Annotated in this window: 11 protein-coding genes and 1 pseudogene; 9 read left to right on the forward strand and 3 right to left on the reverse strand. The window is 58.7% G+C overall.

Features of this window, described 5'->3' with window-relative positions:
* The first annotated feature begins 47 nt into the window (after positions 1 to 47).
* Positions 48 to 998 carry a lipoyl synthase gene (lipA, locus tag ACR0JX_RS08140; RefSeq protein WP_170530077.1) on the forward strand — a complete coding sequence of 317 codons (951 nt, stop codon included), beginning with the start codon at positions 48 to 50 and terminating at the stop codon, positions 996 to 998.
* Entirely contained in the window at positions 995 to 2,137 is a 1,143-nt protein-coding gene (locus tag ACR0JX_RS08145; protein ID WP_480542947.1) for an amidohydrolase, read from the forward strand. The genes lipA and ACR0JX_RS08145 overlap by 4 nt, the downstream gene beginning before the upstream one ends.
* 9 nt (positions 2,138 to 2,146) lie before the next feature.
* On the opposite strand, the gene hpt is transcribed toward ACR0JX_RS08145, so the two are convergent.
* A complete protein-coding gene (gene hpt / locus ACR0JX_RS08150; RefSeq protein ID WP_480542949.1) occupies positions 2,147 to 2,692 on the reverse strand; it encodes a hypoxanthine phosphoribosyltransferase in 546 nt (181 codons plus the stop codon).
* Positions 2,693 to 2,765: 73 nt separating this feature from the next.
* Here hpt and ACR0JX_RS08155 point away from each other — a divergent pair, with 73 nt between their 5' ends.
* Positions 2,766 to 3,212 carry a type II toxin-antitoxin system RatA family toxin gene (locus ACR0JX_RS08155; protein ID WP_480542951.1) on the forward strand — a complete coding sequence of 149 codons (447 nt, stop codon included), beginning with the start codon at positions 2,766 to 2,768 and terminating at the stop codon, positions 3,210 to 3,212.
* Between the two features lie 38 nt (positions 3,213 to 3,250).
* Positions 3,251 to 4,546, forward strand: a complete 1,296-nt coding sequence (locus tag ACR0JX_RS08160) for an MmgE/PrpD family protein (RefSeq protein WP_480542953.1) — start codon at positions 3,251 to 3,253, stop codon at positions 4,544 to 4,546.
* Here the strand turns inward: ACR0JX_RS08160 and pyrC are convergent.
* Entirely contained in the window at positions 4,543 to 5,580 is a 1,038-nt protein-coding gene (gene pyrC, locus ACR0JX_RS08165) for a dihydroorotase (protein ID WP_480542955.1), read from the reverse strand. The genes ACR0JX_RS08160 and pyrC overlap by 4 nt on opposite strands.
* Before the next feature lie 120 nt (positions 5,581 to 5,700).
* Between pyrC and ACR0JX_RS08170 the strand changes: the two genes are divergently transcribed.
* Both ACR0JX_RS08170 and ACR0JX_RS08175 read left to right on the forward strand, forming a co-directional pair.
* Positions 5,701 to 6,609 (forward strand): AAA family ATPase, encoded by a 909-nt coding sequence (locus ACR0JX_RS08170; RefSeq protein ID WP_480542956.1) that lies wholly within the window; start codon positions 5,701 to 5,703, stop codon positions 6,607 to 6,609.
* A gap of 58 nt (positions 6,610 to 6,667) precedes the next feature.
* On the forward strand, positions 6,668 to 7,924 hold the full coding sequence (locus ACR0JX_RS08175; RefSeq protein ID WP_480542958.1) for a vWA domain-containing protein: 1,257 nt from the start codon (positions 6,668 to 6,670) through the stop codon (positions 7,922 to 7,924).
* Between the two features lie 3 nt (positions 7,925 to 7,927).
* Here ACR0JX_RS08175 and ACR0JX_RS08180 read toward each other — a convergent pair whose 3' ends face one another.
* Positions 7,928 to 8,428 carry a hypothetical protein gene (locus ACR0JX_RS08180; RefSeq protein ID WP_353007241.1) on the reverse strand — a complete coding sequence of 167 codons (501 nt, stop codon included), beginning with the start codon at positions 8,426 to 8,428 and terminating at the stop codon, positions 7,928 to 7,930.
* A gap of 170 nt (positions 8,429 to 8,598) precedes the next feature.
* Here ACR0JX_RS08180 and ACR0JX_RS08185 point away from each other — a divergent pair, with 170 nt between their 5' ends.
* From ACR0JX_RS08185 to ACR0JX_RS08195, 3 genes and pseudogenes are all read left to right on the forward strand, one after another.
* Positions 8,599 to 9,567: an XdhC family protein gene (locus tag ACR0JX_RS08185; protein WP_480542960.1), complete on the forward strand. Its 969-nt coding sequence runs from the start codon at positions 8,599 to 8,601 to the stop codon at positions 9,565 to 9,567.
* Positions 9,564 to 10,565: a molybdopterin-binding protein gene (locus ACR0JX_RS08190; RefSeq protein ID WP_480542962.1), complete on the forward strand. Its 1,002-nt coding sequence runs from the start codon at positions 9,564 to 9,566 to the stop codon at positions 10,563 to 10,565. The genes ACR0JX_RS08185 and ACR0JX_RS08190 overlap by 4 nt, the downstream gene beginning before the upstream one ends.
* Before the next feature lie 152 nt (positions 10,566 to 10,717).
* Positions 10,718 to 10,843, forward strand: a pseudogene (locus ACR0JX_RS08195) ((2Fe-2S)-binding protein); the annotation flags it as partial.

The following is a 10,843-nucleotide window of genomic DNA, read 5'->3' on the forward strand; positions in this document are numbered from 1 at the left end:
CTATGCTATAGGTACACAAAGTTGACCCAATGCTAGGAAAGCGGCCCGTGCGAGATCTGAAGATCCCAGAACAACGTCATCCGGAAAAAGCTCACCGCCCGGACAATGCGCAGCCGAAAAAACCCAAATGGATTCGCGTCAAGGCGCCCGGTGGTAAAGGCTATGCCGAAACTCATCGGATCATGCGCGAAAACAATCTGGTCACTGTCTGCGAAGAGGCTGGCTGCCCCAATGTGGGCGAGTGCTGGAGCCAGGGTCACGCCACCATGATGATCATGGGTGAGATTTGTACCCGTGGCTGCACCTTTTGTAACATCGCCACCGGGCGTCCGGACACGCTGGACGTTTTCGAACCAGGCCGTGTGGCGCATGCAGTTGAAAAATTGGGTCTAAACCACGTGGTGATCACGTCTGTCGATCGAGATGACCTCAAGGATGGTGGTGCCGATCATTTTGCGCAGACCATTCGCGCGGTGCGTCATCGTTCGCCTAAGACAACCATCGAAATTCTGACGCCGGATTTCCTGAAATGTGATCCGGAAGTTCTGGAGACCGTGGTGGAATCGAAACCGGATGTGTTCAACCACAATCTGGAAACCGTTCCGGGCCTTTATCCCGAGGTGCGTCCTGGCGCGCGGTATTTCCATTCTCTGCGTCTGTTGCAGCGGGTAAAAGAATTGGACCCGTCGATTTTTACCAAATCCGGCATCATGGTTGGACTAGGCGAAGACAAGCAGCAGGTTGCCCAGGTCATGGATGACATGCGCGCAGCCGACATCGATTTCCTGACCATCGGGCAGTATCTGCAGCCGACGCCTAAACATCACGCGGTGGATCGTTTCGTGACACCCGAAGAGTTCGAATCCTATGAAAAGGCGGCCTATGGGAAGGGATTCCTGATGGTTTCGGCTACACCGCTGACGCGCTCTTCCTACCATGCCGGTGATGATTTCGCCCGCCTGCGCGCTGCTCGGCAAGAAAAGCTGGGGCAGGCGTGACGCCAGACCATCTGGCGCGGCTCACGCAGCTGCGCCACGAACTGCACCAACAGCCCGAACTGTCCGGACAGGAACAGGCCACCGCTGCGCGGATGGCAAATGAGTTGCGGCACGCAGGCGCGGACAGGGTTCTAACGGGGTTCGGGGGGCATGGCGTTGCCGCCATCTTCAACAGCGGCCAGAGCGGTCCTTGCATTGCGATCCGGTGTGAGTTGGATGGGTTGCCGATACAGGAGCTTTCGGATCTTCCATATCAATCACAAGTGCAGGGTAAGGGGCATCTCTGCGGTCACGATGGTCATATGGCGATGGTTCTGGGCCTGGCGCTGGCCTTGCAACAGCAACGCCCACTGCGCGGTCGTGTTGCCCTGATCTTCCAGCCCGCCGAAGAAACCGGGCAGGGGGCCAAAGCGTTTCGCGCTGATCCGCGTTTTGCCGAGGTCGCGCCCGACTATGTGTTTTCGTTGCACAACTTGCCGGGTCTTGCGCTTGGTCGGGTCGAGTTGTGCAAAGGCCCTGCCAATTGCGCCTCACGCGGGATGCGAATTGGGTTGACGGGTAAAACCTCGCACGCCGCAGTGCCTCAGGATGGGGTATCCCCGGCGGGTGCGGTATCAGCCCTGATTCCCAGGCTCACGGGCCTTGGTATGGGTGGCGACCTAAGCGAGGACTACGCGCTCACGACTATCACCCATGCGCGTTTAGGAGAGCAAACATTTGGCGTTGCCCCAGGGCAGGCCGAATTGTGGGTGACGTTACGCACGGTATCTGATCAACGCATGGACAAGCTGGTATCAGACGCCGAAGCGCTGGTGCAAAAGATCGCGCGATCCGACGGGCTTAGCGCCTCGATCACGTACGAAGATGTCTTTGACGCTTGCACCAATCATGCGGATGCCGTCGATATTTTATCCCATGCATGCGCCGCACAAAACACTACCTGTGACCTGACCGACCAACCGCAGCGGTTTTCTGAGGATTTCGGACAGTTTAGCAAAGGTGCGAAAACGGCGATGTTCTGGCTGGGGGCAGGGCGCGATCACCCGCAACTCCACAATCCGGACTACGATTTCCCGGACGCCTTAATCCCGGTCGGAACGGATATCTTCCTGAACGCGATCCGTCAGATTCTGGGCTGAAACCGCTGCTTACGCGTCTTCGGTGAACCTGACCTTGCCGATAAAGGGCAGGTTGCGATTGCGCTGCGCATAGTCGATGCCATAGCCCACAACAAATTCATCCGGGATTTCAAACCCGATCCAGTCTGAGCGGAAATCGACCTCTCGCCGGCTGGGTTTATCCAGAAGAGCAATGGATTTCAGGCGATTTGGCTCGCGGCTGCGCAGCAGGTTTGTGACGTGGTTCAGCGTATGGCCGGTGTCGACGATATCTTCGACAACCAGCACATCACGCCCTTCAATTGCGCCACGCAAGTCTTTGAGAATGCGAACTTCCCGGCTGCTCTCCATCGAATCGCCGTAAGACGAGGCCTCAAGGAAATCCACCTCGATCGGTAGGTCCAGCTCGCGCACCAGATCGGCGATGAACACGAAACTACCGCGCAACAGGCCGACCACAACCAGCTTGTCTGTATTGCCAAACTCTTCGGTGATTTCGCGACATAGCTCTTCGATCCGCGCCGCGATGGCCTTGGCCGAGATCATCTCATCTATCACATATGCGCGGTCGCTCATCGCTGCCCCCTTGATCTTTGGCGCGCAACATACGACATGACGCGCCAATGTCACCTTTTAATGCCTGAATGCCATGCCAATTCACTCGGAAACGCGCCACCTGCCATACACCGCCCAACAGATGTATGATCTGGTCGCGGATGTCGCCCAGTATCCGCAGTTTCTGCCCTGGTGCGCGGCTGCCCGTATTCGCAAAACCTATGCGGTGGGCGAGGCTGAAGTGATGGAGGCCGATCTGGTCATCTCGTTCAAGGTGTTCCGTGAACGATTTGGCAGCCGGGTGACCCTCTATCCGGATCAGAAGAAGATCGATACCGAGTATCTGGATGGCCCGTTCAAATACATGAAATCCGATTGGCAGTTCGAGGACGCGCCTGAAGGTGGGTGCAATGTCTCATTCCACGTGGATTTTGAGTTCAAGAACGCTATCTTGCAAGGCATCATCGGTGTTGTTTTTAACGAAGCCATGCTGCGCATCGTGCGCGCCTTCGAGGCGCGCGCCGCGGCGCTTTACAGCTAAGGCTTTACCCGCGCTTGGCGCACGCTAGACTGCGCCTCATGTCAGATTTCACCTCAACACTGGCGGCATTTGCCGCAGGCCCGATCACGACAACCGCGCAGGCGCGCATCGTCACATCGCTTTCTGTTCTGGATTGGGTCGCCGTCGGTCGGGCCGGTATTGACGAGCCCGTTTCGACTATCGTCCGCGACATGGCGATGGATGAGAAAGGCGCAGCGCAGGCGCATCTGTTCGGTAGCGGTGCCGCGCCCTTACGTGCTGCGGCTTTGGTCAATGGAACGGTGTCCCATGCGTTGGACTATGACGACACCCATTTTGCCCATATCGGCCATCCTTCGGTCGCTGTCCTACCCGCTGCATTGGCGGCGTCAGAGTGGGATGATCGTATCCTGGTCGATCTTCTCGAAGCGGCTTTGGTTGGGATGGAGACGTCAATCCGTATCGGGCTGTGGCTGGGCCGTGGTCACTATCAGACCGGGTTTCATCAAACGGCGACAGCAGGGGCCTTTGGGGCAGCGGTTGCGGTTGGGCGCATTCTGGGGTTCAGCGCGGGTCAGATGCGGCAGGTGCTGGGACTGACGGCGACCCGCGCGGCGGGCCTTAAGGCGCAATTCGGGACAATGGGCAAACCCTATAATGCAGGGATGGCCTCTGCTGCGGGCGTCGAGGCTGCGCTTCTGGTTCACAAAGGGTTTGAGCCTAACGAGGACGCTATGGAAGGCCCGTTTGGTTTTGGTGCCACCCATCAAGGGGCTGCCGATGACGTCGCAGCGCTGGATGGGCTCGGAGATGAATGGCTGTTCGAATCCGTTAGCCACAAGTTCCACGCCTGTTGTCATGGATTGCATGCGGCGCTTGAGGCGGCACGTGATCTGGATATCGCCGAACCTGAAGTCGCTGAGATCAAGGTCAAAACGCATCCGCGCTGGATGAGCGTCTGCAACCAGATGTCACCCACCACAGGGCTGGAAGCCAAGTTTTCCTACCGTGCCGTGATCGCCATGCAGGCCCTTGGCTATGATACCGCCTTGCCCGGAAGCTACTCTCAGAAAACCTGCGCGGACCCGCGTGTCAAATCGTTGCAGGACCGTATCGTGGTCGAAGCGGATGAGGCCTTGTCCGAGACGCAAGCCCAACTGGCCCTGCTGCGCCGCGATGGGGCCCGGCTTGAGGCAACGCATGACCTGATGACCCCGATATCCCTGCCGGATCGAGAGGATCGTGTGCGCGCCAAAGCGTCCAAGCTGATCGGCGCCGATGAGGCAGACGTGATCTGGTCGATGCTGCGCACCGGAGGTCGCGCCCGCGATCTGGCTGCAAAACTGGCGGGTTAAACCACGCGCCAGTGCAGAGGGAAGCCGGGATCGAACACCGTAACGGGGCCGTCTTCGGTTTCGATCTTGTTGGGATATTCGACCGGGTGGCCTTTGGCCAACGTGATGGTGCCTTCGTTCACCGGCAGGCGATAGAAGGCGGGTCCGTTCAGCGAGACGAACCCTTCCAACTTGTCCATGGCACTTTCACGGTCGAACATTTCTGCCACCAGTGACATCGTGTTGGTCGCGGTAAAACACCCGGCGCAACCACAGGCCATTTCCTTGTTGTCATCCGTATGCGGTGCACTGTCCGTGCCCAGGAAATAACGTGGATCACCCGATGTCGCGGCTTTCAGCAACTCGAGCCGATGTTCTTCGCGCTTGGCAACCGGAAGGCAGTAGTAGTGCGGTTTGATCCCGCCTACCAGAATGTGATTGCGATTGATGATCAGGTGATGCGCCGTAATCGTCGCACCCAGATCCGTGTCGTTGGCGGCAACATACTGAACGCCATCGCGGGTCGTGATGTGCTCCATCACCACACGCAGGCCCGGTGTAGCCTTGCGGATCGGGTCAAGAACGCGGTCGATGAACACGGCCTCACGGTCGAAGATGTCGATCTCGGCGTCTGTGACCTCCCCATGCACACATAGGGGCAGACCAATCTCGGCCATCTTCTCAAGCACCGGGCGAACCTTGTCGAAATCTCGCACGCCCGAGGCTGAATTGGTCGTGGCCCCGGCCGGATAAAGCTTCACAGCCTTGACCAACCCACTGGCATGGGCCGCAGCCAGATCGCTCGAGTCGGTATCCTCGGTTAGATACAGTGTCATCAGCGGTTCAAATTGTATGCCTTCTGGCAGCGCAGCCAGAATGCGATCCCGATACGCGGCAGCCAGCGCACCGGTCACAACCGGGGGCACTAGGTTGGGCATAATGATCGCACGCCCAAAATGACGCGCAGTTTCGGGCAGGACGGCTTTCAGCATCGCGCCATCGCGCAGATGCAGATGCCAATCGTCGGGGCGGCGGATCGTGATGCTTTCGGTCATGACGCCCCGCTAACATAGCGCGGGCCGGTGGAAAAGAGCCCGGATGCGACTAAGGGACCATATCGGGCCGGGTTGACGACCGGCGCCCAGCGTGACCTTTTGGTCGGACGGAGGGATGCCATGTCAAAGATGCAATCGATTGATGCGGTTCAGACCATGTTGGGAGAGCAGGGTTATGTCTGCGGACGGGCTTTGGCGACCGTGGTGTTTTTATCGCTGAAACTGGGTCGACCCCTGTTTCTGGAAGGCGAAGCTGGGGTTGGCAAGACCGAGATTGCCAAGGCGCTGGCCGCCGGATTGAACCGACGGTTAATACGGCTGCAATGCTATGAGGGGCTGGATGCCTCTTCCGCTGTCTATGAATGGAACTTCCCGGCCCAGATGGTGGCGATCCGCACTGCCGAGGCTGCCGGGGGTGCAGATCGAAACGCGCTGCAAACAGAACTGTTCTCGGATGATTTCCTGATCGAGCGTCCGTTGTTGCAGGCGATGAGGCCCGATGAATACGGCGCGCCGGTTTTGCTGATCGACGAACTGGATCGCACCGACGAACCGTTCGAGGCCTTCCTTCTCGAAGCGCTCAGCGATTTTCAGGTCACCATCCCCGAACTCGGCACCGTTAAGGCACCCGAACCGCCCATCGTCATCGTCACCTCGAACCGTACGCGCGAGGTGCATGACGCCCTGAAACGCCGCTGCCTGTATCACTGGGTCGACTACCCTGATTTCGACCGCGAGATCGAAATCCTGCACGCCCGCGCTCCCGAAGCCGCCGAAGCACTCAGCCGTGAGGTTGTGGCCTTTGTTCAGCGCCTGCGCACCGAAGACCTGTTCAAGAAACCCGGCGTGGCCGAAACGATCGACTGGGCCAAATGCCTGTTGGCTCTGGACGTCATCAACCTCAGCCCCGAGGTGATTGGCGACACGTTGGGCGCGATCCTGAAATATCAGGACGACATCCAGAAACTGCAGGGCTCGGAAGCGAAACGCATTCTGGACGAGGCCAAAGCCAATCTCGAAGCCGCCTGATGCTTCTTCTGTTCAAAAATACCTCGGGGGTTTGGGGGCAGAGCCCCCATGAACGGTAATGGCTGAACAACTCCCGCTTGATATCCCCGACAACCCGAAACTGGCGCAGAACATCACGCATTTTGCCCGTGCCTTGCGCAAGGCGGGGCTGCCAATCGGGACGGGCCGGGTGGTGGACGCGATCCGGGCAGTACAGGCTGCCGGTTTTACCCAAAGGCAGGATTTCTATTGGACCCTGCACGCCTGTTTCGTGAACCGGCCCGAACATCGCACCGTTTTTGCTCAGGTCTTTCGCCTCTACTGGCGCGACCCGCGATATCTGGAGCATATGATGTCCATGATGCTGCCCGCCATTCGTGGCGTGCAGGAGGAACGCAAGGCGGACGCGGCCGAAAAACGGGCGGCAGAGGCGTTGCTGGATGGGGTTGAGCGCGATCAGCCCGAGAGCACGAATGATGAGGGTGAGACCGAGCTCGATATCGACGCGTCACAAACCGCATCCTCCGAAGAAAGGCTTCGAAGTCTGGATTTCGAACAGATGAGCACGGCAGAGATTGCCCAGGCCAAACGCCTTTTGGCGCGTCTCAGCCTGCCGGTTAAACCGATTGAAAGCCGCCGTGGACAGCCGAGTCATGTTGGTCATCGGATAGATCGGGCCAGAACCCTGCGTGCCGCAATGCGACAAGGGGGTGAACTCCACGAAATAGCCCGGCAAAAACAGCGGCCGCGTTGGCCCAATCTGGTGGTGCTTTGCGACATCTCTGGGTCGATGAGCCAATACAGCCGGTTGATCCTGCACTTCCTGCACACGGTCTCGAACGCCAAGGGGGCGGGTTGGGCAAAGGTGCATGCCTTTACCTTCGGAACTCGGCTCACCAACATTACTCGTCATCTGCACCAACGTGACGTGGATGCCGCTTTGGCCGCTGCGGGGGCCGAGGCGCAGGATTGGGAAGGGGGCACGCGGATCGGAGAGTGCCTGCACGCGTTCAACCGGGACTGGTCGCGTCGCGTAATGGGGCAGGGTGCAGTCGTCCTGCTGATCTCGGACGGGTTGGATCGGGGTGACGCAGAAGCGTTAGCCAAGGAAACCGAACGGTTGCACCTGTCTGCGCGCCGCCTGATCTGGCTCAATCCGCTGCTGCGCTGGGATGGCTTTGCGCCCAAGGCGCAGGGTGTGGCCGCGATGCTGCCACATGTCGATAGTTTTCGGGCCGGTCACTCCATTGCCTCGCTTGAAGACTTGGCGACCGTCATCTCGGAGCCCGGTGACATGGGTGAGAAAGCGCGGCTTATGTCCGCGCTTTCAGGCTAGGGTTTAGCCAAGTTGTTTCGCGTTGCACTCCCGCGCCATTTCCATCGCCTTATAGGTACCGGTCAGATCGACGGTGAAGGCGAACTCCTTTTCGGGGAACACGATCATCACCTGCTTCTTCGCGATGTCTTCGGCAAACTGAGGGTCATCGGACAGGACATACCCGCCGGAATAGCCTTTGGTGATGTTGCCCTTCATGCCCGTGGCTTCGCCCAGATACAGGTTGTCGCCCAGAAGGATTGCCACGGCTTCTTTCTCGCCGCGTTTGATGTTTGTCTTGGCTTTGGTGAACACACCAACATAGCCAACGCCGCGATCTTCGGTCAGGCCCATCTGGACCACGTTTTCAGCGTCATCAATGGCTTCGATCAGGCAGGATTTACGCTCATTATCGATGAAGACTTTCCAGCCTTCGACCTCACCGTAGCGTTCATATGTATCCGCAGAGGCTGCGGTTGCAGCCAACATGCCGATTGCGGCGCCGAGTGTAAGAATGCGTTTCAACTCTGTGTCTCCGTTCTGAAATTCTGGGGGTCTGCCGGATTTGATTCCAAGCATGATGACAGATTAGAAGCCGGGCGAGATAGGATCAATCTGATATCACAGCAACACGCCTACGCTTTTCTTTGTATCATGGCTCACTATGTTGAAGCGATACACCGCAGGAGGCTCTGATGCAGAGATTCGACAACAGCCCTGAAACGGCTCTGGACTGGTATCGCAGCGGGTGCGGCGCGGCCCTTGCGACTGTTGTCGAAACCTGGGGCAGTGCGCCGCGGCGCGTCGGTGCGCAGTTGGTCATCGGTGGCGATGGTCGGATCGAAGGCTCTGTCTCGGGTGGCTGCGTCGAAGGCGCTGTGATTGTCGAGGCATTGGAAGCTATCGACGAGGGTGAGGCACGCCTATTGGAATTTGGTGTCAGCGACGAGGACGCCTTTGCCGTCGGTCTCGCTTGCGGCGGCACCATCAGGGTTTTGGTCGAGCCGGTGGGCGAGGTTTTGCCCGAACCCATGCTGGCCGAACTGGTCTCCGCGCGGGCAGCGCGCGAGCCCTTGGCCTATGAGGTCAATATCGACAGCGGCCACCGGTCCCTGCGGCGCAACAAATATCCCGACCGTTTGCGCATGGACCGGTCAGGTTTCGAAGAAGATGGCAAAACCTTTGTTGCCGTCCACAATCCGCCGCTTCGGCTGATCGTCGTCGGCGCGGTTCACATCGCGCAGGCGCTTGTGCCGATGGCTCGGATCGCCGGATATGATCCCGCAATTGTCGACCCGCGTGAGGCTTTCGCATCTGACGCCCGCTTTCCTGGTGAGACTATTCTCACGGATTGGCCGGATGAGGCCGTTGCCAAGCTGGGATTGGATACGCGTACCGCCGTCGTGTTGCTGACCCATGACCCAAAGCTGGATGACCCGGCACTGCAAGCCGCGCTTGAGGCGAATGTGTTCTACATTGGCGCGCTCGGTTCGACCCGAACCCACGCGAAACGGGTCGCGCGGATGCAAGCTGCCGGGTTCACCGACACACAGATCGATCTGATCCATGGACCTATTGGTCTGGACATCGGGGCGTTTGATCCGTCCGAGATTGCAGTGGCCATTCTGGCCCAGATGACGGCTGTTCTGCGGGGCAAGGCATGAAGTTTGGCCCATTGCCCGTTGATCAGGCGAAGGGAACGATCCTTGCGCATTCAGTTTCAGCAAACGGGCGCAAGCTGCGCAAGGGATTGACCCTCTCAGATGATCACATTGCGGGACTGACCCAAGCCGGGCTGACCGAAGTCACCGTCGCGCAATTGGATCCCGGCGATTGCCATGAGGATGAGGCGGCTGGTCTTTTGGCGCGCGCTTTGGTTCCCGATGCAGAGGCTGCCAATCTGCGGATCACCGAAGCGTTTACCGGGCGCGTGAACCTTTTGGCTGATGGTCCGGGCGTCGTAAACCTAGATGTCGACGCGCTGGAACAGTTCAATCGGGTCAACCCGATGATCACCGTCGCCACCGTGCCTCAGCACCAGCAAATGAGCGATGGGGGTATGGTCGCAACGATCAAGATCATCTCTTATGCGGTTCCCGAGGCTGACGTTCGGCGCGCCGCAAACTTCGCACAAAACGCGGTTCGATTGATTGCACCGGTTCACAGAACCGCTGGGCTCATCGTCACTGATATTCCCGGTGGCCCACGGAATGAAAAAGGCATCGCAGCCATAAAAGGGCGTGTCGAACTGTTGGGGATGGAGCTGAGCGACGTTCAGATCGTGCCTCACGATAGCGGCCAGATCGCTGCGGCAATCGCTCAGACGCCAGGGGACCTGTTGATGATCCTGACCGCCTCGGCAACTTCGGATGTGGATGATGTGGCCCCGTCAGCCATTCGTGAAGCCGGAGGGGTGGTGGATCGGTTTGGCATGCCGGTTGATCCTGGAAATCTGCTCTTTCTGGGGTCGTTGGGTAAGCGTCCTGTGATCGGACTGCCGGGTTGCGCGCGCTCGCCGGCTTTGAACGGGGCGGATTGGGTTTTGTCCCGTGTGGCCTGCGGGGTTGAAACCACCGGCGCCGATATCGCGGCGATGGGAGTGGGTGGATTGCTCAAGGAAATTCCCACGCGGCCCCAGCCTAGGGCGCAACGCAAACCGTGACGCCAGCGTATTTTGACCTGCTTTGCCAATGCACGAAATCATGAGCGTTACACGACGTTTGGCGCATCGAATACGACAAGATTTTTGTTCTCAAACAATGGCTCCCGTGCTTAACTCGGCCACAGGGAGAAACATTTGACCGGGAGGAATTCATGACACAGGTCTCCATGACTGTGAACGGTAAGGCTGTGAGTGGCGATGTAGAGGGTCGGACGTTATTGTCTGGTTTTTTGCGGGATCATTTGAGTTTGACTGGGACGCATGTTGGGTGTGACACG

The sequence above is a fragment of the Ruegeria sp. AH7 genome (assembly GCF_056541325.1).